The sequence below is a fragment of the Serratia sp. PF-27 genome, assembly GCF_030053255.1.
Classification (GTDB): Bacteria; Pseudomonadota; Gammaproteobacteria; order Enterobacterales; family Enterobacteriaceae; genus Serratia; species Serratia bockelmannii.
The window spans coordinates 38149-61827 of record NZ_JASGBT010000009.1; the positions used below are offsets into that span (position 1 = coordinate 38149).

Here is a 23679-nt window from a genome sequence, read left to right on the forward strand (position 1 = left end):
GCCAATCTCATAACGCCTTGATCTTTTAATGCGGTTCCTCCCCATTGGCACAATTTTTTATTTTGGTTTGCCTGCGTTCTGATAGATATTAAAAAAAACTATATAAAAATAAATTATTTCGGAGCTAACAATGTCGTTGCAAATCGTGCTTACCCGCAGGGAGGCGCTGGGAAAAATGGTGGGCGTCATCGTCGCCGCCAGCCTGTTGCCTTATTCAAATATAACCTATGCCGAACGGGCACAAATTGCCGCCTCGCCCGTTGAATACGCGCAATTTTTGCAAATTTCGAGAAAAATTACCGAGTTTGACGATTTGGACGTCACCCTCTCCGCCCGCTTTTTTTCCGCACTGCGCGAACATTTTCCGCAGTTGAACTCGCAACTCAACGCCCTGTTCACCCTGAGCCAGCAAGCTACCGATGCGGAAACCTTGAACCGACATGCGATTGAACAGGGGCAGAGGGAGCTTATTCAGGCCATCGTGACCGCGTGGTATACCGGAACCGTAGATCCTTCAAGCGCCGAGCAGGGTCAGTTGATTACCTATAAAGAGGCACTGATGTATCGCACGGTTCAGGATGCCCTGATCGTGCCGACCTGGTGCAATTTTGGTCCGCTGTGGTGGACCGGCTTGCCGCCGGGCGTTACTCGCCAACCTTCCATTCCCGCAACAGATTTGCCTGCCGTAGCCGATAAAAAATATGGGGACCGCGTGTGAAAAGCCCAATAATTAATGCTTCCGGCGATGCAGAGGCCGATGTCGTCATTGTCGGTTCCGGTATTGTGGGCGGTCTGATGGCGGATGCTTTGGTGAGCCAGGGCTACTCGGTGCTGGTACTTGAGGCAGGCCCGCGCATTGAGCGCGCACAGGCTGTGGAAAACTGGCGCAATATGCCACTGCACAATCGTGCGGGGTCGGATTTTCAGGGGCTTTACCCGCAATCGGAGTACGCCACCGCGCCGCTCTATTTCCCGGAGAACGACTATATCAAACTGACCGGCCCCAATGGCTCTGGCTTTAAACAGGGCTATTTGCGTGTGGTGGGGGGAACCACCTGGCACTGGGCCGCTTCTTGCTGGCGCAACCATCCCAATGATTTTCGCATGAAATCTCTCTATGGCGTGGGGAGAGACTGGCCTATTTCTTACGAAGATATCGAACCGTGGTACGCGAAAGCCGAAGAGGAAATAGGCGTTGCCGGCCCGAATAATCCGGAGTGGCAGTCCCCTGCGGAACGCAGCGGGCCTTACCCGATGGACATGGTGCCCTGGGCCTACGGCGACAGACGCATTGCTGAGATTGTTAATCCTCACGGTTTTAAATCGGTGCCCATTCCGCAAGGCCGCAGCACCCGGCCCTGGAATGGACGGCCCACCTGCTGCGGCAATAACAATTGCCAGCCGATTTGCCCGATCGGGGCGATGTACAACGGTATTCACCACGTTGAACGGGCCGAACACAAGGGGGCGAAGGTGATCCCTGAAGCGGTGGTGTACAAAATTGACACCGACGACAATAACCGCGTCACCGCCGTTCACTGGTATGACACGGCGCACAACTCCCATCGGGCGATCGGTAAAACGTTCGTTCTGGCCTGCAATGGGATTGAGAACCCGCGCTTGCTGTTGCTGGCGGCCAACGAAAAGAACCCGAACGGCATCGCGAACAGCTCGGATCAGGTGGGACGCAACATGATGGATCACTCGGGCCTGCACTGTTCCTTCCTGGCGCGAGAGGCCCTGTGGGTTGGCCGCGGCCCGGCGCAGAGCAGCTGCATGGTGGGGTATCGTGACGGCGCGTTCCGCAGCGACCACTCCGCCAACAAGATCATCATCAACAACATCAACCGGGTGATCCCCTCCGCCCTTGAAGTCCTGAAAACGGGCAAGGTCGGCAAGGCGCTGCAGGATGAAGTGCGCGATCGCGCCAGCCGCTCGGTGGATCTTTCCATCAGCCTGGAACCGCTGCCGGACCCGAACAACCGTCTGACCCTGAGCCCCACTCGCAAAGACAAGCATGGCCTGGCCTGCCCGGACATCCACTACGACGTCGGCGATTACGTGCGCAAAGGGCTGGAAGTGGTCAAAACCCAGCTACGGCAGATTGGCGACTTGTTCGATGCGCAAGAGTTTGTGATTAACGACAAGCTGAATGCCAACAACCACATTATGGGCGGCACGATCATGGGCAGCGACCCCACGAACTCGGTGGTGAACGGTAATTGCCGTGCTCACGATCACGACAACCTTTGGATCCCGGGTGGAGGCGCCATGGTTTCAGCCAGCGTTGTCAACACCACGTTGACGATGGCGGCGCTTGGACTCAAGGCGGCCAATGACGTACTTCGAGCCCTGGAGAGCAAATGAATAAAATCCCCCACGCGCTGGCAGCGACGCTGCTGCTGGGAAGCGGTTTTGCGGCGCATGCCCAGGACGGCGATCTGATCGCTAAAGGGCAAGCGCTGGCTATCGCCTCGGACTGCATGGCCTGCCATACGAATACGCAGCAGCAGGGTAAACCTTTTGCCGGGGGGTACGGCATCGCTTCCCCCATGGGCACTATCTACGCCACCAATATTACTCCATCGGTAAAATACGGTATCGGCGGCTATTCCGAAGCGGCGTTTGCCGACGTGCTGCGCGCCGGGATCCGGAAAGATGGGGCGTATCTCTATCCGGCCATGCCCTACACCGCCTACACCCGTCTGAGTGATGACGAGATCCACGCTCTGTATACCTATTTCATGTATGGCGTTGCCCCGGTCGATGAGCCGGCCAAGCACCAAACCGATCTGCCGTTTCCGTTCAACATCCGCCTCTCCATGGCGGTGTGGAACAGGCTTTATTTGGACAATCGGCGCTTCACCCCGGATCTGACGAAAGGTGAGGCGTGGAACGAAGGGGCCGCGCTGGTGCAGGGCCCGGCTCACTGTGGAACCTGTCATACGCCGCGTAATGTGCTGATGGCGGAAGACAATTCGCGCTTCCTGATGGGGGCATCGTTGGGCTCTTGGTACGCGCCGAATATCACCGCAGATCGCCAAGAAGGGATCGGTGGCTGGAGCGAGCAGGAGTTAGTGGCCTACCTGAAAACCGGTCGGGCGGAAGGGCGCGCGCAAGCGGCGGGGCCAATGGCTGAAGCCGTTGAGCACAGCTTCCAATACCTGACCGACCGGCAGCTGCAGGCGATAGCGACTTACCTGAAGACCGTGCCGTCACAGGGCGATGAGCGCCAGGGCAATAGCTTTAGTCAAGCGCATTACAACGTTGAGCACCATCTCCGCGGCATCAATTCGCCCAACGCCAACCACACGCTCAATAGCGGCGAGGCGCTCTACAGCGGCTACTGCGCCAGTTGCCATCAGCCGGATGGCAGCGGCAGTTTGAACCAGGCCTACCCTTCGCTATTCAACAACTCCACCACGGCCGCGAGCAATCCGTCAAACCTGATTGCCGTCATTTTGCAGGGGGTTGATCGCCGGGTTGACGGTAAGCACGTACTGATGCCGAGCTTTGGCGCCGGTTCCTATGTCGGAGAGCTGACGGATAAGCAGGTTGCCGACATCGCTAACTTCGTGCTGCAGAAATACGGCAACAGCACGCTGAGCGTGACTGAGGCGGACGTGAGTGAAGTCCGCGCCGGGGGCCCGAAACCGCTGTTGGCGCGCGCGCAGCCGATGATTCTGCCTGGCATGGCCGTCGCGGCGGTCGTCATTATTCTGCTGGTCCTATTCTGGCTCCGGCGCCGCAAGGCCCGTTAAGGAGACGTTCGGTCAGGTGGGTGGCGCCATCTGGCCGAATCTCTGGCCGGGATAACGAGTGATGCTCTTCTGGCGAAGCGGGCAATGATGGCCAGTGATAAAGTCACTGGCAGGGGCAAGTTATATTGTCTCCCCCATCGACAGGCGGAAGTGGAGATCGACACGTTCAATGGTCGGCAGCCCTTTAATTTTTTTTATTATGATTTCTGTCGCCACTTTCCCCATCTCATACCGTGGCGTCAATACGCTGGCTAACCGAGGGGTAATGATCTGCCCGATCTCAAGACCGTGAAATCCGGCAATGGCAATTTGCGCTGGAACGCTGATACCGTTTGCCAGACATTCCTGTAACACGCCCACGGCCAGATCGTCGTTGGTACAGAGAATCCCATCCATATCCGGATACATCTGGCTCGCAAGCGTCATCATGCCTGTTCCAATCGAAATGGAAGAGATCTTATTGGGGGAGATACGACCGGTAGGTAAATCATGGTTAGCCATTGCCTGACAGTATCCCGTATAACGCTGTTCATCGCGGATATCAGACATTGAACCAAAATAGATAATGCGTTTTTTACCGCTGGCCAGCAGCATGGTGGTCATATCGTAGCCAGCTTTCACATTATCAAAACCCACGTTAATTCGATCTGTATTGCCTGACAGCCCCATGATTTCAGCAACGGGTATTTTTGCCGTCTTCAGGAATTTTTCCGCCCGCAGACTATGGACCGACTCGGTCAGCAGCAGCCCTTTTATCTTAAAAGCCAGGATCGCGGCAATTTGCTCCTCTTCGCGTTTGCTGTTGTAGTCATAATTGACGACCAGCGTCTGATAACCCTGTATAGACGTCACGGATTCAATGCCGGCGAGGACATCAGCAAATATCAGATTGTTAAAAGAAGGAACCAGAACGCCGATGAGGGGAGGGCTATTGGAATAGAGGGCGGGATTGTCGGGATCGGCCTGATAGCCGACTTCCTCGATAACGGCGGCAATGCGCGCAGCTGTTTCCGGTTTAACCCTGTCCGGCGTGCGCAGATAGCGACTGACCGTCATTTTGGTTACACCCGCCAGTACAGCAATGTCATTTAACGTAATTCGCTGCGACTTCACCATTCATACTCATCTGACCCAGACCGTGTTTGTCATTATGCCCACTGCTGAGTCAAAAGAGAATGCGTGCAATGCGCTACCTCCGGCGTATCCGGTGACAACCGCACGATGCGCCGATCCCGGCTTCTTTTGCCGTTCCAGCATGAGTATGTTCATTATCCCCGCATTTCGTAACGGAGTGAAAGAAAGGCACGCATCAGCGTGCCGTGGACTCTCATGGAAGAAAAGGCGGGCAGTTTGATTCCTTTTCGTCCGCTCAACCCGCTCAATAAGGTGAGCGGGCGATGTGGCCGGGTTAACTGAGAATATCTTCGGCGATCACGTTGAACAGCGTATCGATCTCGCCTTGAGTGTTGTAGTGCATCATGCCGATGCGCAGCACGCCGCCGTCCTGCAACCCCAGCTGTTGCACCAAGCCCAACGCATAGAAATGCCCGCTGCCGGCGCAGATGTTGTGCTGCCCGAGGCGGCGGGCGATTGCGTCAGGCGTATGGCCGCTGAAGGTCAGGGCGAAGGTCGGTGTGCGGCGCGCGCTGTCCGCCTGGGGATTGCCATAAAGCCGCACCCCGTCGAGCTGCTGCAGCCGTTGCAGGAAGTGGCGGCACAGCGCCTCTTCATGCTGGTGGTAGGCGGCGAAGCTCTCCTGCAAACGCTGCCTTAACGGCGCGCCGGGCGAGCCCCACTGCGCCAGATACTCGATAGCGGCCGCGACGCCGGCCAGCGCTTCGAAGCTCTGAGTACCGGTCTCGAAACGGCCGGGGCCGACGTCGGTGGCCGGCTCGACTTTGTACGGACGCAGGCGCTGCAGCCACTGCGGCGCGATGTAGGCCATGCCGATGTGCGGGCCAAAGAACTTGTAGGCGGAGCACACCAGGAAATCACAGCCCAGCGCCTGTACGTCGATCAGGTTATGCGGGGCGTAATGAACGGCGTCGACATACACCTGCGCACCGACCTGATGCGCGGCTTCGACGATGGTTTTGATATCGACAATGCTGCCGGTGACGTTGGAGGCGTAGCTGACCGCCACCAGGCGGGTGTTGGCATTGATGCGCTCACACACTTTCGCGGCATCCAATGCGCAGTCGGCGCTCTCGAGCGGTATCTGATGCACCACGGCCCCTATGTCGGCAGCGGCCTGCTGCCAGCTGGAGACGTTGGCGTAGTGATCCAGCGCGGTGACGATGACCTCATCGCCGGCCTGCCAGTCGCGGCTGATGATGCGGCTGAGATGAAAAGTCAGCGTGGTCATGTTCATGCCGAAGACGATGGTGTCGGCCGACGGGGCATTTAACAAGGCGCGCACCGATTCCCGCGCCTGGCCCATCACCTCGCCGGTGACTCGGCTGGAGAAGTAGTGGCCGCCCAGGTTGGCGTTGTATGCCCCCAGGTAATCTGTCATTTTTTCCAGCACGCCCCGTGAAACCTGCGCACCGCCGGGGCCGTCGAAAAAGATCGCCGGTTTGCCGTCGATTAGCTGGGACAGGGCGCTGAACTGGCGGCGGGCGAGCTCGGGAGTAAAGGTCATGCTTTCTCTCCCCGCGCGGTGAGGACGAAGAGGTCCAAATGGCCTTCTTCTGTTGGGCTCACGGCGTTGATCGGCGTGGCGTTGTGCCACAGTTTGCTGTCCGCCAGCAGCACGGCTTCGCCGTCCGCCAGCGCTTTTTTAAAGAAGGGATCGTGGTGACTGTCGTCATACAGCATGATTTCACCGCCGACGATGTTGTGCCGGTGAATGGCGATCATCGCGATGTGGTCGAAACCGTCCTGGTGAATGCCTTCCGGCGCCACCTGGGTGTCTTTCTCGATGGCGACCACGCGCATCTGGTGGATCTCTATCTCGGCGCCTTCCGGCAGTTCGTTGCTTTCTGCAAACAGGTTGCACATTTCTGCCATGCCGGCGCTCTGCAACACGGCGCTGTCGATAGGTTCGAAGCGGCGCACCACGTTGCCCTGAAAGTGGTTGATCTGATCCGACTGCATGAAAGTGCGCGGCCCCACTTCGGCGACGTTGGGGTTGAGGTATTTGACGACCGAGTAACGGCGCAGGCGATATTTTCCGTCGGCGTGTTGCGTGTGGGGCAAGGAGGAGAACGATGGCATCAGCTGTTGGGTGGCTTGCGGGCTTAGTACAGTCATACTTATTACGTTTTCGTGTTTCTGTAACATAATCACCTCTAATAATAATAATTTCTGATGTTGTAGGGGGTAATTCGATTGAATTGTAGACGACTCTATAACCAACGCAATTTGGCGGTGGCGCGGTGTGACGGCGGTCGTAAAGTGGGGTGAACAGTAGAGAGGGGCGGTTGCATCAACGCGTTTTTCGGTGGTAATGAGAGGCAAACGTCATTTTTACAAGAGCATCCCAATCAAGCCTGGTTTACACCTGGCTAAGGAGTGGAGGCATGATAGAACACTACCTGTCAGATGAGGGGGTAGGGATAAGAGGACATATTATCGAATGCTGTGCACAATACTATCATATCTATTGGCGATTTTCCGTCAGGGCAGAGGTCTGCTTTATTATATTGAATGTTTTAACTTTAGTGAAAAGGAGCGGTGGTCAAAGATATTCTATCCAAGATTTTTATGCATAGGTAAACCATTGTGAAGAACAAAATATCAGACGATCGTTGATTTCTTAGATTTAAATTTCAAACTAAAAGTCTATAACTAGAAAAGTGGAGGAAAAAAAGTACTGAGCTATTTTTATAAATAAGTGTCTGTGTTGTGAGCTTAGAATATGAATAATCTATTAGCTTCATTATCATTAGCGTGGATGCTTTCTGGCTGTACTAGTCCTTATCCGATCCCGGTAGAAACACCTCGGCCCGCACCGTGGCCGGTCGAGGCAGAAAAAAAACCTAAGATTGATAACATTAAAAAAATCGCTTTGGTTTATCGGAATTTATGGCGAGAAAAATACATAAGTCTTTATCAGCAAACTTATGGATATAATGAAGTGGGTTTTTTTGGTACTCTCGTTGCTGTGATTTCGGCCGCAAGTGGTTCAGTGACCACTGCGATGTACAGTGGCGGTATTGCAGCTGGCGCTAATATCTTTCCCGGTCATTATAATTATGCAACGCAAATCTATAATTACAAGACGGCTGCGGCATCGGCTAATTGCATGTATGAAGCCGTTAACCTTTTAGATCAGGATATTGCGTTAATTATTAATGCTAACAAGGCATACTATACTGATATTGGAAATTATCTCTACCAGAATCTGGAGGATTTGGCCTATGAATTGGAGATCAGGCAGGCGGGTGTTGAATTAATCACGCCTAATCTTGATGCGTTGGCGTAAGCCATTAAAAAAGAACAACAAAATAAAGAAAGATTGCTGAGTGTCACAATGAGTCAAGGGAGTAAATTTTACAGTAAAGAAGACAAAGAGTTGGTGGTCGCATCTGTTAAATCGAAGATAAAACTCTGCCGAATTAATATGACCGACAAGCCGTCATAATGTATCACGTATATCTTTTTGCTTGTCGGTAATATATATCGGTTGGTGCCATCCTTTCACCGAGGGTAACATTATGTCAAATATCATCTCCCACCCATGGAAAAATAACCGGACTTCCCCAGATGAGCCGGTCATGCCAGATCCTGTAGTTATGATTAAAGATGATGGCCATATTTTAATTATTGCCGATGCGGATACGGATGCCGATGGCAGTCCTGATGCCGAGGAAATCGATCCGACAGGGCAAAAGGAAACCAGCTTAAGAAGAGGGAATGGTTGGCGAGGTGAGGGAGATTATGTTAATGCACGTATTATTCCATATTTTGTTATTCCAGGTAATTGGAAGAAGATCACCGGGGTCGCTGTGAATATGGGAGATATGGCTAAAATAAATTATAAAAATAATCATATCTATGCAATCTGTGCAGACGTCGGTGGAAAAGATTCTATCGGAGAGGCCTCCATTGCCGCAGTCGAAGCGCTTGGCGTTAACCCATGGAGTAAAAATAAGAAAAAAATAATCAGGGGGATCGGATATGGCGTGACCTATGAGGTCATTGCAGGTTCTGCAAGCTTGGGGGCAACGGTGAGTTTTGAAACGATCCAGGCATATGGTAGAGAGTTATTCAAGGAAAACTTGCCTTTTAGTTTGCCGATGAAAATCGAAGATATCTCCGGTGTTATGTTAGGTATTAATGGAAAGGGAACTCCGACGGTAGTTATCTCGTCGAAATCGGGAGAAAGTCATGTTAAAGAATATAGTGATACTCAGGAGCTCGCTCTGATACTGCAACTACTGCCCAAAACAAAGGTCACGATAGATGCACCGTTTGTTGTGCAACTGGCTGATGCCATGGTGTGGAATGATCAATTTCCCAGTAATGCTGAACGGTTTGTCGGGATGTTTAAAGAAGATTACCGTTCAATCAGGGAAGCAGTAGAAGACTGGTTTGTGCCGGAATACAGCCCTACCGCGACAAGTAATGCCTGTGTTGCACACCAGGTCAGTTGCCTTAAACTTTGTGACCTACCTTATCCGCAACTTGGCAGCATGCAGTCTATCAATGTTGATTATTTCGTTGAATGGGCTCTGGAGCAGGGATGGCAGAAGATAACCCACCGTGCGAGTTTGGCGCCGGGAGATATTTGTGTCTCTGGGCCGATTGGCCACCTCAAGGAATTTGACCATGTTTATTGCTTTGTCTCGTTTTCTGCCGAGCAGGTCGGCTATGCGGCTATTTTTGATAATCAATATTTTGGTATCCACCTACGTTCTCTCGATGGTATAGGTTCAACGATTGGGGAATGGCGTTACGCAATAAGAATGCCCTAGGGAATTTTTATTGGCGTGTTATTCAAAGCCGCCGCTCAAGGGAGTGGCGGCTACCGAGTTAGCTTTTTCTAAACAGATTCGCCGCCTGGAACAGCGCAAAGGAACTGACCAGCATCTCGATGCCGACGATCGCCGTCACCAGCGTGACCGACGCCGCCGGGCCTGAACCGATCAGCATCCAGGCGATGATCAAATCGAGCACGCCGATAACGAACTGCAGCCAGTTGCCCGGCAAGCCGCGGCGCATATAGCCAGCCGCCAGGCGGGCGATGCCGCCGAGCGCGAACAGCACGGCGAGGTACACTGCCAGCGCCAGAATGCCCGCCAGCGGGCTGGTGATGAACACATAGCCGATAATCAGGTAGGCCACACCCAGCAGAATGCCGCCGATCATCGGCCAAGTATTCTGCGCTCGGTTGGCGATCATGGCGATAATCAGCCCGGCGCCGCTCAACAGCAGCAGGACGCCGACCACGATGCTCAGCGCCGCGCCGGAGGCGAAAGGATTAACCAGGCACACTATACCGCCCGCCAGCAGCAGGAAGGCGATGATCAGCAGGGTGGTGCGTTGCTTTTTGAGCAGTTCTTCGCTCAGGAGGGGCAGATTATTGCGATCAAGGTTTAGCATGTTACAGCTCCATTCTCTTTGTTGCGATCCTCGGGGGCACTCTATTTTTCCGAGCGCTCTATTATAGTAGTCACTTTTTAATCACTGCGGTAAATCCGGCGTGGCGTTTATGCTTGGTAGCGGCGTGTTATTCGGCCAGTTCATCAACGATGAAATCAATCAGCGCCCTTACCGAAGGGGGGAGTCCTTGTCTGGAAGGGTAAAACGCGACAATCTTGTGTTGTTCCAATGTCCAGTCGTCGAGCAGCGTTTTCAGGCTGCCGTCGAGCAGTTCCTGGCGGGCTAATTTCAGCGGCAGGCAGCCAACACCGACGCCTTTTACGATCGATTCCTTGATCAGGCGAATGTCATCGCACACCATGCGCGACTCGTTGTTTATTTTGACTTCGCGATCGGCTTGTTGAAACGTCCAGGCGGCCTGAAGATGGGTCGATAACCACCCGACCGTTGGCAAACTGGAGAGATCTTCGGGCGTATTGATACTTTGGTACTGAATAGTTGCAGAGGGGGCGACCATAAATGCGGTGGGCACAGCGCAAATTCGACGCATCACCAAGTTGCTGTTTTTGGGTTCATCGGCGATGAGTTTTAATGAGAGGTCATACCCTTCAGAAATAATATCCACGTTGCGATTAAATATTTTCACATGCAAACTGACCTTAGGGTATTGCAGCATGAATTTCGCCAGGACTTCCGTTAGGCCAAGATCCAGGAGAATGTTTGAGCAGGTTAGTTTTATTTTTCCAGTGGGTTTTTCGCTTTTGTTAATAATTAGGCATTCCGCTTTCTCTGCGGTGCTAATCATCTGCAGGCAGTACTGATAATATTCTTTTCCTATATCGGTGACCATGAGGTTTCGCGTTGAACGCTGAATAAGTCTGACATTGAGCCTTTTTTCCAAATTGGATATTCGTCTTGATAGCGTCGATTTGGGTATACCAAACTTCTTACTGGCGGAAAGAAATCCACCGCATTCAACTACTCTGGCAAACATAACCATCTCATTGAAATCTATCATATAAAGTTGACCTTCCCAGTGGTGAGATACTCATTCCCAATAATCGTTCTATTTACCCGGCTGGTTCATTGCTAGCCTGATGTCGGAGCGTTTGAAAGCATGCTACATGCTTGGAATGCATGGGGCGATCGGAATTTGATGATTTTGATGATAAAGGAGAAGGGAATGACTTTTAAATATAACCGATTAGATAAGGCACAGGCCGCCGTGTTATTAGTCGATCATCAGACGGGGCTACTGTCCCTGGTTAGAGATCAGGATCCGGATAAATTCAAAAATAATGTTTTGGCGCTGGCCGATCTGGCTAAATACTTCAATTTACCGACGATACTGACCACGAGTTTTGAAAACGGACCGAACGGCCCTTTGGTGCCAGAGCTAAAGCAAACGTTCCCTGACGCCCCCTATATTGCTCGTCCCGGCAATATCAATGCCTGGGATAATGAAGATTTCGTCAAGGCGGTAAAGGCCACGGGCAAGAAACAACTGATCATCGCCGGCGTGGTGACCGAGGTTTGCGTGGCGTTTCCTGCGCTCTCTGCGTTGGAAGAGGGGTATGAGGTTTTCGTCATCACCGACGCATCCGGCACGTTCAATGCGATTACGCGCGATGCGGCTTGGGATCGCATGTCCCAGGCCGGCGCGCAGCTGATGAGTTGGTTTGGCGCGGCGTGCGAATTGCACCGCGATTGGCGAAATGATATCGAAGGGTTGGGGAACCTGTTCTCTCAACATATCCCTGACTATCGCAATCTGATGACCAGCTTCAGTTTGCTGACCTCAGGTAAACAGTAACCCCGGCATCGCTGCATGATTTGGCGCCTTATGGCGCCATTTTTCCTCCCGCCGATCGTGCCGCAGCGGCCTCCGTGCCAGTTGTTTTCCGATAGTTGCCTCTTTCCCGCTTTTTGACTGACCCGGCGCAAATGTTACACTGTGCGGCTGACGCGTATCAGAACCGAAAAGACGATTGGGGACAGGATTTGAGCACAGGAAGCAAGCTGGCGAGGTGGCGCCGCATCGCGGTGTGTCTGACATTGGGGCTATTGTTGGCCGGGTGTTCGGGTAAAAATACCTACAACCGTGACTACGACAAACTGCCGAAGGGCAGCTACACCGGCAAGTCTTACACCGTCAAACGGGGCGATACGCTGTACTACATCGCCTGGATCACCGACAGCGAAGTCAGCGATCTGGCCAGAATCAACAAGATACGCCCGCCTTATAGCCTGGAAGTGGGGCAAAAGCTGCGGCTGAGCGGCAGCGCGCCGACCAAAACCGCCGCCACGCGCCGTAAAACGTCTTCCTCCGCTATCGCCAAGCAAACGCCACCGCCGGGCGCCGCACGTTGCTGGCGCTGGCCAACCAGCGGTCGGATCGTGCAGGCGTACTCCAATGCCGATGGCGGCAACAAGGGCATCGACATCGCCGGTAAACGCGGCCAGCCGATCTATGCTTCCGCCAAGGGCAAAGTGGTGTACGTCGGCAACCAACTGCGCGGCTACGGCAACCTGATCATGATTAAGCACGGCGAAGACTTTATTACCGCCTACGCGCACAACGACACCACGCTGGTGCGCAACGGCCAGGATGTGAAAGCGGGGCAGAAGATTGGCACCATGGGCAGCACCGGCACCGATTCGGTGTTCCTGCATTTCCAGATCCGCTACCGCGCCACCGCGCTCGATCCACAGCGCTATCTGCCGCCGCAGGGATCGTCGCCGTCCTGTTAACATTAATCCGGCTCCTTACGGGGCCGGATGTCAGCTATTTCAGTGGCAGATAAAGATCGGTCACCAGTTCATATTCCGCCACCTCGTGCACGAAGTTGTGGTAGTGGAAATAGAGCGGAAAGTCACGCAGCTCCTCGCCGCTGGCCGGCAACCACTCGCGGTACAGATAGTGGGCACTTTCCGAGAGCCCATCCAGCGAGCCGTGATGGCGCAGCACCGCGCAGCGTCCGGCCGGCAGCGTGCCGTTCACCACGCCAGAGGCGTTGTCCTCCGGGATCGGTGCAGTGACCTCGCCGCAAATGAAGAAGTGGAAGTCTTGCGCGTCGGTGGTGGCCGGATCGTGCGGTGCAATGCCGTAAGTGCGGCTGCTTCTGACCGGCGACAGGCCGCTGGTTTTGCGCCACTCGATAAAGCGTGCGGCGGTTTCGTTGACCAGCGCGGGCGGGCCGCTATGTTCGATCATCGCCACTGGCGTGGCCGGGAAATCGACAATGTCTACCTTCATGGGTTGTTTCCTTTTGTGTTTCGGCTCGGGAAAGCGCTGCTGCCAATCGATCCAGGCCGGCTGTTTGCGAAACTGGCTCGGCGTTTGGCTGAACGCCTGTTTGAAGGCGCGGCTGAAGGACTCCGGGTTTTGAAAACCGGCGTCCAGCGCGATGTCAATCACCGGCTCCAGCGGGTTATACGCCAGGCGGTAAGAGGCGCGTTTAAGCCTCATCCACTGGATATAACGCCACACCGAGATGCCGCAATACGCGCTAAACTGGCGTTGAAAGTGAAAGCGCGAAAAATGGGCCACTTCGCTCAGCGTGTCGACGGTAAGCGCCTCGTCCAGGTGGCGGTCGATATAGTCAAAGACCTGCGCAAAGCGCTTTGCATACGTCTGGGTCATGTGATTGTCTCCTCCATGCCTGAACTTTGCCCGAGTCGCTGCTGCTTCTCCTGACGGATGATGCTGAGTTGCCACCGCAGGAAAACGGAATGGCTGCGGCGTTCGCCGCCGGCCAGGCCAAACTCATAACCCCCGCGCGGCCATGCGCCGCGAGCCCGACCGAGAAGATGAATATTACATGATGGACCGTTCCCGTTTGCTGAAATTCCTACTGCCCTACCTGTGGCCGAAAGACAACCCGCGGCTGCGGGGGTATCTGGTGGTGGCCTTCGTGTTTATGGTGGCGGCCAAGGTCAGCACCACGCTGGTGCCGCTGGCCTACAAAGCGATGGTCGATGCGCTGAGCGGCGAGACGGCGAAAATGCTGGCGGTGCCGCTGGGGCTGATTATCGCCTACGGCGTGGCGCGGGTGGGCGGTGCGCTGTTTGAGGAGCTGCGCAACGTGATGTTTATCCACGTCAGCCAGAACGCCACGCGCCTGTTGGGCGTGCGGGTGTTTCGCCAGCTGCATGCGCTGAGCCTGCGCTTTCATCTGGAGCGCCAGACCGGCGGGCTGTCGCTGTCTATCGAGCGCGGCACCCAGGCGGTGTCCACGGTGTTGTCGCGGCTGCTGTTCTCCATCGTGCCGATCCTGTTCGAACTCTCGCTGGTCACGGCAATCATGTGGCATATGCTGAACGGCTGGTTTGCGCTGGCGATCCTGACCACGGTCGGCTGCTACATTCTGTTCACCGTGCTGGCGGTGAGCTGGCGCACCCGTTTTCGCCGCGAGCTCAACAAGGCCAACGCCGACGCCAACAGCAAATCCATCGACAGCCTGCTGAACTATGAGACCGTGAAGTACTTCGGCAATGAAGCGTTCGAGGCCGAGCGTTTCGATCTGTCGCGCCGGCTGTACGAATACGCCGCCATCAAGAACCAATTCAGTTTTACCGCGATCAACCTGGGGCAAACCGCCATTATCTCGATCGGGCTGATCGTGATGATGGCCATGGCGGCACAGGGCATTACCCAGGGGACGATGACGGTCGGCGACTTCGTGCTGGTCAACGCCTACCTGCTGCAGCTGTATCAGCCGCTGAACTTCTTCGGCTTTATTTATTCCGAGGTGCGCCAGGCGCTGATCGACATGGAGAATATGTTCGATCTGCTGCAGGAAAAGCGTGAGATCGTCGATAGCCCGGATGCGCAGCCGCTGCGCCTCGATCGCGGCGAAGTGCGGTTCGACGCGGTCAGCTTCGGTTACGACACGCGCCGACCAATCCTCAAGCAGGTGAGTTTTACCATTCCGGCAGGCCACACGGTGGCGGTGGTCGGCGCCTCCGGCGCGGGCAAGTCCACGCTGTCGCGCCTGCTGTTCCGCTTCTACGACGTGCAGGGCGGCGCCATTACCCTCGACGGCCAGGACATTCGCCAGCTGACCCAGGCCAGCCTGCGTCAGGCGATCGGCATCGTGCCGCAGGATACGGTGTTGTTCAACGATACGCTGCGCTACAACATCGGTTACGGCAAAACCGGCTCCAGCGATGAAGAAATCGAGCGGGCGGCGCGGCTGGCGCATATCCATGATTTTATCGTCGGTCTGCCAGACGGTTACGACACCCGGGTGGGCGAGCGCGGGCTGAAGCTGTCGGGCGGTGAAAAGCAGCGGGTGGCGATCGCGCGCACCATCCTGAAAAATCCGGCCATCCTGGTGTTCGACGAGGCGACCAGCGCGCTGGATACCCAGACCGAGCGCGAAATCCAGGGGCATCTGCGCGAGGTGAGCCGCAACCACACCACGCTGGTGATCGCCCACCGGCTCTCCACCGTGGTGGATGCCGATGAGATCATCGTGCTGGAGGCGGGGGAGATCGTCGAGCGCGGGGGGCATGAGGCGCTGTTGGCGGCGAACGGCCGCTACGCTGCCATGTGGCAAACCCAGTACAGCGAAGAGCAGGAACCGCGCTGACGCTGCCGTTCACTCCGCCGATGGCGCGGCCCTGAGCCGTTGTATCACGTAGTCGCAGGCGATGCGGTAATCCTGCTGCAGATCGGTGTCATCCCCGGCCAGGCTACCGCGCAGCCAAAGCCCATCGATCATCGCCGCCAGCCCGCGCGCTGCGTCGCGCGCCTGCTGCAGCGGCAGCTCGCGGCGGAACTGGCTGCAAATATTGGAATAGAGCCGCCGATCGTTGGCGCGCTGTAGGCGGCGCAGCACCGGCTGGTGCATGCTGGCGGCCCAGAAGTCGAGCCAGGCGCGCATGGAAATAGCGTTGGTTTGGCTGGGGTGGAAGTTGCCCTGAATGATGGCGCACAGCTGCGACTGGCTGTCGCTCGCCGCCTGAGCGCGGCACTCGGCCACCGCGTCGCGCAGATCGCGCAGGATCTTGCGCATGGTCGCGCTCAACAATCCTTCTTTATCGCCAAAATAGTGGCTGACGATGCCGGTCGACAGCCCGGCCTCTTTCGCCACCTGAGAGAGGGTGACGCCGGCCAGCCCCACCACGCTGATGGTTTCGAAGGCGGCATTAATCAGCTGCTCCTTGCGCTGCTCAGGAATGTCTCTGCGGTACATATTTTCCCCAACTGATAGGCAAATCACACTTTGAATTTGATTGATTGAACGGTCAATCAATACTCTATATGCTGCGAAAATGTCAAATAAATGACGATAAGATGTTAACTGAAGGTTGCATTTAAATCGTCTGTCTTTCGCATCATGGAAGCCTGCCAATGACAATGAAAACTCCCCCATCGCTTGACGAAGAACCTGTCAGATTAAATGTCCCGGTATTTTTCGGTTCAGCGGCAGTGATCCTGCTGCTGGGATCGCTGATTGTGCTGTTTCCCGCCGCCAGCAAACAGTGGTTGAATGTCGCGCAAAGCTGGGTGGCCGATGTGTTCGGCTGGTATTACATGCTGCTGATGGTCGCCTGCATGGCGTTCGTGTTCTGGCTGGCGCTGTCGCGCTTTGGCCATATTCGCCTGAGCCAGGATGACGAGCCGCCGCAGTTCAGCTACCCCTCCTGGGTGGCGATGCTGTTCTCGTCGGGCATCGGTATTGCGCTGGTGTATTACGGCGCCTATGAGCCGCTGGATCACTTCCTGTCGCCACCGGAAGGCAGCGGCGGCAGCGTACAGGCGGCGCGGCAGGCGATGGCGCTGACCTTTTTACACTGGGGGCTGCACGGTTGGGCGCTGTATGCGTTGATCGCCACCGCGCTCGCCTATTTCGCCTATTGTCGCGGTTTGCCGCTGGCGCTGCGTTCGGCGCTGTACCCGATCTTCGGCGAGCGTATCCACGGTGGCGTCGGCCATCTGGTGGACAGCTTCGGCATTCTGGTGACGGTTATCTCGATGGTGACCAACCTGGGGATCGGCGCGCTGCTGGTGAACTCGGGGCTGTTTTACCTGTTCGACATCCCGCAAAGCACCGGCGTACTGCTGGCGCTGATCGTGGTGATGATGGTGGTGGCCACGCTGGCGGCGGTCACCGGCGTCGAGAAGGGCATTGCCATGCTGTCGAACATCAACGTCGGCTTCTTGTGCCTGCTGCTGCTGTTCGTGTTTCTGGCTGGCCCGACGCTGAACCTGCTCAACGGCATGTTGCAGAACCTCGGGGATTATCTGACCTCGCTCGTCAGCCGCAGCTTTGATATGTATCTGTACGGCAAGGCGCGCCAATGGCAGGGTGCCTGGACGCTGTTTTATTGGGCCTGGTGGGTGGCGTGGGCGCCGTTCGTCGGGCTGTTTATCGCACGCATTTCCAAAGGCCGCACCATCCGTGAACTGATCTTCGGCGTGTTGCTGATCCCGCTCGGGTTCACGCTGGCGTGGCTGTCGATCTTCGGCAATACCGCCATCAGCCTGGTGCTGGAAGGCGGGCAGGCGATCCTGGGGCAGGTAGCGCAAAGCGATCCGCCGATGGCGGTGTTCAAGCTGTTCGAATACCTGCCCTATACCCAGCTGACCGCCGGTTTCGTGGTGGTGATAAGCTTTGTGCTGTTCCTGACGCCGGTCGACTCCGGCACGCTGATGATAGCTAACCTCTCCTGCCAGGGCGGTTCCGCGCACGATGACGCGCCGGCCTGGCTGCGAGTGTTCTGGGCGGCGGTCACCACGCTGGTGTGCGCCGGGTTGCTGTACGCCGGCAGTTTCAGCGCGATGCAGACCGCAGTGGTGCTGTGCGGCCTGCCGTTCTCGGCGGTGATCGTGCTGTACATGGTCAGCCTGCGCAAGGATCTGCGCGGTTACGCCATGACGCCGGCGATCCCCTGAGGCGGTTTATTCGTCCGCGCGCGGCCGATGATGCACGTACTCGACAATCGTGCCGTCCGGCAGGCGCGCATTGAAACAGGCGCCGGTGGGCACTTCCACCGGGCCGAAGAAGATCTCGGCTCCGGCCGCCAGCAGCCGCTGGTGGTAAGGATAAATGTCATTGACCAGCAGCGTGCCGACGGTGCTGCGAAAAGGGCGCAGGTTTTCTTCCGCGCCTTCCAGGATCAGAAACGGTCCTACCGCTGCCAGCACCAACCGATGCTCGGGAAAGTCGAAACGCATATCCGCTTCCACGCCGTGCAGCTGCTCGTAAAACGCGATGGCGCGGTCAATCTCGCCTTCGTCGACGTAGACCCGGATCAGCACGCGCGGCTCGCGCAGCGATGAAGAGTCTGCGGTTTTGCGCCAAAAGCCCGCTTCTGTCAGTTTTGCCGTCATTGCTCATTCCTCATGGTGGCTCGTTTCCCCGTCATCATGCCGCCGTTTGGCCGCAGGGATTAGACTGAGTTGTTATGAACTAGCAGCGGCGGAAATAAAAAAGCCCCGGTAACGGGGCAAAGACCAGCTCAGGTCGGAATAGCGAGCTAAAGCGGGCGTCAGGCGCGATGGAATTCCGGTAACACCAGTTGGCCGATCTCCTGCATCGTCTCTTCCAGCGGCCGCTGGTTGCGGCGGAAATGCAGGCCGATGTGGTTGACCCCGGCGTCACGCATGGCGCTCAGTTCCTCAATCAACCCATTGCGGCCGCTCTTGATGCCGAAGCGATGGCGCTGAATCGGCGCGTCGGCGTTATCTGTGAGGTCGAGATGAATAAAGCTGACGTAGGGTTTGTCACCGGCCACGTTACGCCAGAGTTTGACCCGCGAAACGTGGTCCGCAGGCGTGCCGGGATACGACAGCCAGCCATCCATATTTTTTCCCACCCACTCAGGCGTTTGTTGCGCCAGCCCGGCGACCAGCAGCGGCGGCGGCGGCGTGGCCGGCAGCAGGCGCAATCCAGGCTGGAGCGCGCTGTCGGCTTCCCCTTTGAGAATGCCGACGCTGGTGCGAAAGCGTTCACCGCGCGCGGCGTAATCGGCGCCGAACAGCGGGTATTCCACAGGGCGATCGCCGCTGGCGACGCCGAGTAGCAGACGATCGCCGCTCAGCGTTTGCAGCGTGGAAGCCGCTTTGCGTACCAGCCACGGCTGGCGCAGCGGCAGCACCACGGCCGCGGTGCCCAGCAGAATATTGCGCGTCAGGCTGGACAGGTAGCCGAGGTAGGTAAAGGTCTCAAACACCTGCGCGGCGTCGCCGAAGTCCGGATCGTACAGCGGCACGTCGCGAACCCAGGCGGCGCGAAAGCCGAGCTCATCGGCCAGCTTGATGCGCGCAGCGTGTTCGCTCATGTCCGGCACGCCGAACGGTCGCCCATCCTGCTGGCGTTTCAGCTGCCCGCTGGTGGACCAATCGTTGTCCAGCGGCAACTCGATGCCGATGGAAAGCGGCTCCCGGGTTAGTTTTTCGATGCTCATGTGTCACTCCGTCTCTGGCCTTGCGGCGCGGTGTCGAACGATGGCTCGAAGTGTTGCATGGCGCTTAATTGAGATAAACAGCCCTAATCGCAATAGATAATTGCTGTTGCGAGCATAATTACTTTGCAGGATACGGCATGATTGCCGTGATTTACGTCACGCTCTGCGCTTTTGTTATTGTCCAGATTAAATGATGTAACCCTGCCAATAGCCTTTCCCTCGTAAGAGTTACTTTGCTGTGTGGTAATAAAATAAAACGAAATGATTCAATAGATAAAAACGAATCCGAATGCTGCCTATCGTTAACTGAAAGTGGATAAAAAATTAATAAACCTGAAGAGTGAATGATGGGATTATTCGCAGATGGCGTGAAAATAGGCGTTTTTAACCGCGGTAAAATACCCGTTATTATTTTATTGTCTGTAAAAACAAAGTGATAAAATATCTGATTGTGATAATTCGATTTTAAAATAGTACCGGATAAAAACTTCATTCGTCTCTAAGAAAGCGCCGGTTGACAGACCGCCGGCTTGCGATAATTTTATGTCATTAATATGTTAATGAGTTGTTGTCGTGAAGGGGGCCAATGTCTCTCTTGGCCGAGCGCTTAATACACTTATGCCATGGCGGGTCGCCATTCATAAGTTAACTTATGGACAAATGACGCTATGAATACATCGCCAGGGCCTCGCCGCGCATTAAGTGAAGAGAACCGGTTGCTGATTATTTTGTTTTTCGTCTTCGGCTGCGTGTTCGTCGATCGTCTGACCATCTCGTTTCTGTTTCCGATGATTGCCGCCGACCTCAAGCTCAGCAACGTGCATCTCGGCACGCTGTCGGCGGTGCTGGCATTGACTTGGGCGCTGTCTGGCGCGGGGCTGGGGGCGATAGCCGATCGCTTTAATATCCGCAAACCGATGCTGATCCTGTCGATCCTGGTGTTTTCGCTGTTCTCCGCGTTGTCGGGATTGGTCAGCGGGTTTGCCATGCTATTGATCTTCCGGGCGCTGATGGGGATCGCCGAAGGGCCGGTTTTGCCGATCGCGCAATCGTTGATGGTGGAAAAATCGCAGCCGCAGCGCCGCGGTTTCAACATGGGATTGATCCAGGGCGCGGCGCCGGGGCTGTTGGGCGGCATCATCGCGCCGCCGCTGATCATCTATCTGGCGCAGAAGTGGGGATGGAGCATGGCGTTTCACCTGACCGCCGTGCCGGGTATCATTCTGGCGTGGCTGATCTATCGCTATGTGAACGGCAAAAAGGATCCCGCTTTCAGCGCCGCGCCGGCGGCCGGTAAGTCGGCGGGCAAGGCCGCTTACGGCGAGCTGTTCAAAATCAAGAACGTGGCGCTGTGTATTCTGATCTCCTGCGTGTTCGTCACCTGGTTCATGATCATCATTACCTTCACCCCTAACTTTTTGGTGACCGACCGTGGCTTCGGTGAAGGCACGATGGGCGGCATCATGAGCGCCATCGGCGCCGCCTGGGTCTTCTGGGGCGTGGCGGTACCGGCGATCTCCGATCGCCTCGGGCGCAAACCGACGCTGATTTTCTTTTCGCTGCTGGCGGTGTGCTGCCCGCTGTTCCTGAGCTACGTCGACAACCCGTGGCTGCTGGGCGTGCTGGTGTTCCTGTCTTATACCGGCCTCGGCTGCTTCACGCTGTTTATGGCCACCATCCCGTCTGAAACGGTATCGCCAGCCCGTATTGCCACCGCATTAGGGCTGGTGATGGGGATCGGCGAGGTGATTGGCGGCTGCCTGGCGCCGTTTATCGCCGGGCTGATCGCCGATCGCTATGGCCTGGTCAGCGTGATGTGGCTGGCGGCTGCCGGCGCGGTCTGCGCCGGCGTACTGAGCTGTTTTCTCGATGAAACTGCACCCGCGGTGGTGAGCCGCAGAACGGTGAAACCGGCGAGCGTCGCCGACGTGTAAGACGGTTTTATCCCATTCAATCAAGGAGAGCGAAGATGTCAGCAGAACAATCCGTACTGAATCAAAATGCCGAACCGGACTGGAAGAATTACGACGATTTCGCACGCGGCATCGACACCAACCGGCTGCCGGGCACCCAGGACTGGCGCGGCAAAACGTTGCAGATCGCCTTTGAAGACGGCGGGGACTTCACGCTGCGTTTCAGCGCCGATCGGCAACGGGTGCTCTGGGCCTGGGGCGGGGAGAGCGGCGAGGACGCTTACGAAGAGGTGCAAACCTCCGCCGCACGCTATTTCTTCAATATTCCGCTGCAGTCGCCGGGCAACGAATGCCTGACGCTGGTGCTCAACCGCGACAGCGGCCGGGCGCTGCTGGTGCGCAGCACGCTACTGCCTGAACATGCGGTAGAAAAGGGGTCTCGCCTCAAGCAAAGCTTCCACGTTGGGCTGATTGCAGGCGTCACGCCGGGCGGCATCGCACCGCATTTGACCCGCGAGCTGATCGGCTATCGCACGCTGAACGTCTACAGCCCCAACCATTACTACGAGCACTTCTACGTCAACACCGAGCGCTACGCCTGGCAAAACCTGCGCGGCGAACAGTTCGGCCACGGCGACATGGACTACGCCACTTACTACAAGTTTGAGGATGAGATGTTCCTGTTCACCTTCCGGGAAAAGATTATCCCGGTGTGCTCGGTGTTCTTCTTCGACTTTATCTCCGGGCGCTGCACCGGCACCTTCCTCGGGCTGGACGCCGCCGGCCGGGTGCTGGTGTCACCGGCCGGGGCATTCATCAGCAAGATGAGCTACAACGCGTACCCGGAGGGCGTGCAGCCGCTGTGAATCAGGCGTTTCTGACCAGCGATCCGGCGTTGATCTCCGTGATGGATTTCGCGCCGGTGAGCGTCATAGCGACGCGCATTTCCTTGTCGATCAGATCCAGCAAGTTGGCCACCCCGGCTTCGCCCGCCGCCGCCAGCGCATAGACGAAGGCGCGCCCCAGCAGCACGCTGTCGGCGCCCAGCGCGATCATGCGCACCACGTCCAGGCCGCTGCGGATGCCGGAGTCGGCCAACAGGGTAATGTCGCCTTTCACTGCGTCGGCGATCGCCGGCATGGCGCGCGCGGTCGACAGCACGCCGTCCAGCTGGCGGCCGCCGTGGTTGGAGACGATGATGCCGTCGGCGCCGAAGCGCACCGCGTCTTTGGCGTCTTCCGGATCCAGAATGCCTTTGATGATCATCGGGCCGTCCCAGAATTCGCGGATCCACTCCAGATCTTTCCAGGAAATCGACGGATCGAAGTTGGCGCCCAGCCAGCCGATGTAGTCTTCCAGGCTGGTCGGTTTGCCGCGGTAGGCCGAGACGTTGCCCAGATCGTGCGGCTTGCCGAACAGGCCGACATCCCAGGCCCACTGCGGATGGGTAAACGCCTGCAGAACGCGGCGCAGGGCGGCGTTAGGGCCGCTCATTCCCGAGTGGGCGTCGCGGTAACGGGCGCCGGGCACCGGCATGTCGACGGTAAACACCAGCGTTTTCACGCCGGCGGCCTTGGCGCGCTCCAGTGCGTTGCGCATAAAGCCGCGATCTTTCAGCACGTAGAGCTGGAACCACATCGGCCGATCGATCGCCGGCGCTACCTCTTCGATCGGGCAGACCGACACGGTGGACAGCGTGAACGGAATGCCTTTTTTGGCCGCGGCACGCGCGGCCTGCACTTCGCCGCGGCGGGCGTACATGCCGGTCAGCCCCACCGGCCCCAGCGCTACCGGCATCGCCAGCTGCTCGCCGAACAGCGTGGTCTCCAGGCTGAGTTCGGACATATTGCGCAGCACGCGCTGGCGCAGGGCAATATCGGCCAGATCTGCGGTATTGCGCTTCAGCGTATGCTCCGCGTAGGCCCCGCCGTCGATGTAGTGAAACAGAAACGGCGGCAGTTTGGCCTGGGCGGCGGCCCGGTAGTCGGTTGACGCGGAGATGATCATAGTGTTTACCTTCTTGTCTTGCTTGCGATAACGAG

21 protein-coding genes are annotated in these 23679 nt (G+C 56.6%); 11 read left to right on the forward strand and 10 right to left on the reverse strand.

Features of this window, described 5'->3' with window-relative positions:
- Positions 1-130 precede the first annotated feature (130 nt).
- Genes QMZ29_RS04180 through QMZ29_RS04190 form a run of 3 tightly spaced genes read left to right on the forward strand, consistent with a single transcriptional unit; the run spans position 131 to position 3761 of the window.
- Positions 131-718 carry a sugar dehydrogenase complex small subunit gene (locus QMZ29_RS04180; protein ID WP_147823263.1) on the forward strand — a complete coding sequence of 196 codons (588 nt, stop codon included), beginning with the start codon at positions 131-133 and terminating at the stop codon, positions 716-718.
- Positions 715-2367, forward strand: coding sequence for a GMC family oxidoreductase (locus QMZ29_RS04185; protein ID WP_025304112.1), 1653 nt, complete (start codon positions 715-717; stop codon positions 2365-2367). Before QMZ29_RS04180 ends, QMZ29_RS04185 begins: the two co-directional genes overlap by 4 nt.
- Entirely contained in the window at positions 2364-3761 is a 1398-nt protein-coding gene (locus QMZ29_RS04190; RefSeq protein ID WP_261426891.1) for a c-type cytochrome, read from the forward strand. Before QMZ29_RS04185 ends, QMZ29_RS04190 begins: the two co-directional genes overlap by 4 nt.
- 120 nt (positions 3762-3881) lie before the next feature.
- Here QMZ29_RS04190 and QMZ29_RS04195 read toward each other — a convergent pair whose 3' ends face one another.
- The 3 genes from QMZ29_RS04195 to QMZ29_RS04205 form a co-directional block, all read right to left on the reverse strand.
- Positions 3882-4874 (reverse strand): LacI family DNA-binding transcriptional regulator, encoded by a 993-nt coding sequence (locus QMZ29_RS04195; RefSeq protein WP_043142708.1) that lies wholly within the window; start codon positions 4872-4874, stop codon positions 3882-3884.
- A gap of 295 nt (positions 4875-5169) precedes the next feature.
- Entirely contained in the window at positions 5170-6402 is a 1233-nt protein-coding gene (locus QMZ29_RS04200; RefSeq protein WP_197765201.1) for a cysteine desulfurase-like protein, read from the reverse strand.
- The gene (locus QMZ29_RS04205; protein ID WP_225735536.1) at positions 6399-7013 is read right to left on the reverse strand and encodes a 2OG-Fe dioxygenase family protein; all 615 of its coding nucleotides are present in this window, start codon (positions 7011-7013) and stop codon (positions 6399-6401) included. Before QMZ29_RS04205 ends, QMZ29_RS04200 begins: the two co-directional genes overlap by 4 nt.
- A 607-nt stretch (positions 7014-7620) precedes the next feature.
- Here QMZ29_RS04205 and QMZ29_RS04210 point away from each other — a divergent pair.
- Complete coding sequence (locus QMZ29_RS04210; RefSeq protein WP_282995041.1) at positions 7621-8187, forward strand: hypothetical protein; 567 nt, start codon at positions 7621-7623, stop codon at positions 8185-8187.
- A 232-nt stretch (positions 8188-8419) separates the two neighbouring features.
- On the forward strand, positions 8420-9679 hold the full coding sequence (locus QMZ29_RS04215; RefSeq protein WP_261426896.1) for a glycoside hydrolase family 75 protein: 1260 nt from the start codon (positions 8420-8422) through the stop codon (positions 9677-9679).
- 58 nt (positions 9680-9737) lie between these two features.
- On the opposite strand, the gene QMZ29_RS04220 is transcribed toward QMZ29_RS04215, so the two are convergent.
- Together QMZ29_RS04220 and QMZ29_RS04225 are read right to left on the reverse strand one after the other, a co-directional pair.
- Positions 9738-10307, reverse strand: coding sequence for an HdeD family acid-resistance protein (locus tag QMZ29_RS04220; RefSeq protein ID WP_149570145.1), 570 nt, complete (start codon positions 10305-10307; stop codon positions 9738-9740).
- A gap of 127 nt (positions 10308-10434) precedes the next feature.
- Positions 10435-11301, reverse strand: coding sequence for a LysR substrate-binding domain-containing protein (locus tag QMZ29_RS04225; RefSeq protein ID WP_161781787.1), 867 nt, complete (start codon positions 11299-11301; stop codon positions 10435-10437).
- Between the two features lie 189 nt (positions 11302-11490).
- On the opposite strand from QMZ29_RS04225, the gene ycaC reads away from it, so the two are divergent.
- Positions 11491-12120: an isochorismate family cysteine hydrolase YcaC gene (gene ycaC / locus QMZ29_RS04230; protein ID WP_025304103.1), complete on the forward strand. Its 630-nt coding sequence runs from the start codon at positions 11491-11493 to the stop codon at positions 12118-12120.
- A 188-nt stretch (positions 12121-12308) separates the two neighbouring features.
- On the forward strand, positions 12309-13058 hold the full coding sequence (gene actS, locus QMZ29_RS04235) for an amidase activator ActS (protein WP_025304102.1): 750 nt from the start codon (positions 12309-12311) through the stop codon (positions 13056-13058).
- Between the two features lie 34 nt (positions 13059-13092).
- On the opposite strand, the gene QMZ29_RS04240 is transcribed toward actS, so the two are convergent.
- Positions 13093-13950, reverse strand: coding sequence for an AraC family transcriptional regulator (locus QMZ29_RS04240; protein WP_043142553.1), 858 nt, complete (start codon positions 13948-13950; stop codon positions 13093-13095).
- A 181-nt stretch (positions 13951-14131) separates the two neighbouring features.
- Here QMZ29_RS04240 and QMZ29_RS04245 point away from each other — a divergent pair, with 181 nt between their 5' ends.
- Positions 14132-15901, forward strand: a complete 1770-nt coding sequence (locus tag QMZ29_RS04245) for an ABCB family ABC transporter ATP-binding protein/permease (protein WP_049206157.1) — start codon at positions 14132-14134, stop codon at positions 15899-15901.
- A 9-nt stretch (positions 15902-15910) separates the two neighbouring features.
- On the opposite strand, the gene betI is transcribed toward QMZ29_RS04245, so the two are convergent.
- The gene (betI, locus tag QMZ29_RS04250; RefSeq protein WP_025304099.1) at positions 15911-16507 is read right to left on the reverse strand and encodes a transcriptional regulator BetI; all 597 of its coding nucleotides are present in this window, start codon (positions 16505-16507) and stop codon (positions 15911-15913) included.
- 158 nt (positions 16508-16665) lie between these two features.
- Between betI and QMZ29_RS04255 the strand changes: the two genes are divergently transcribed.
- A complete protein-coding gene (locus tag QMZ29_RS04255) occupies positions 16666-18210 on the forward strand; it encodes a BCCT family transporter (RefSeq protein WP_025304098.1) in 1545 nt (514 codons plus the stop codon).
- A 6-nt stretch (positions 18211-18216) separates the two neighbouring features.
- On the opposite strand, the gene QMZ29_RS04260 is transcribed toward QMZ29_RS04255, so the two are convergent.
- Positions 18217-18648 (reverse strand): VOC family protein, encoded by a 432-nt coding sequence (locus QMZ29_RS04260; RefSeq protein WP_197811414.1) that lies wholly within the window; start codon positions 18646-18648, stop codon positions 18217-18219.
- Positions 18649-18806: 158 nt separating this feature from the next.
- Entirely contained in the window at positions 18807-19724 is a 918-nt protein-coding gene (locus tag QMZ29_RS04265) for a TIGR03571 family LLM class oxidoreductase (RefSeq protein WP_049296181.1), read from the reverse strand.
- Between the two features lie 716 nt (positions 19725-20440).
- Here QMZ29_RS04265 and QMZ29_RS04270 point away from each other — a divergent pair.
- Complete coding sequence (locus tag QMZ29_RS04270; protein WP_261426912.1) at positions 20441-21658, forward strand: MFS transporter; 1218 nt, start codon at positions 20441-20443, stop codon at positions 21656-21658.
- 35 nt (positions 21659-21693) lie between these two features.
- Positions 21694-22503, forward strand: coding sequence for a MoaF C-terminal domain-containing protein (locus tag QMZ29_RS04275; protein WP_038629879.1), 810 nt, complete (start codon positions 21694-21696; stop codon positions 22501-22503).
- 1 nt (position 22504) lies between these two features.
- On the opposite strand, the gene lldD is transcribed toward QMZ29_RS04275, so the two are convergent.
- Complete coding sequence (gene lldD / locus QMZ29_RS04280) at positions 22505-23644, reverse strand: FMN-dependent L-lactate dehydrogenase LldD (RefSeq protein ID WP_025304093.1); 1140 nt, start codon at positions 23642-23644, stop codon at positions 22505-22507.
- Positions 23645-23679 lie beyond the last annotated feature (35 nt).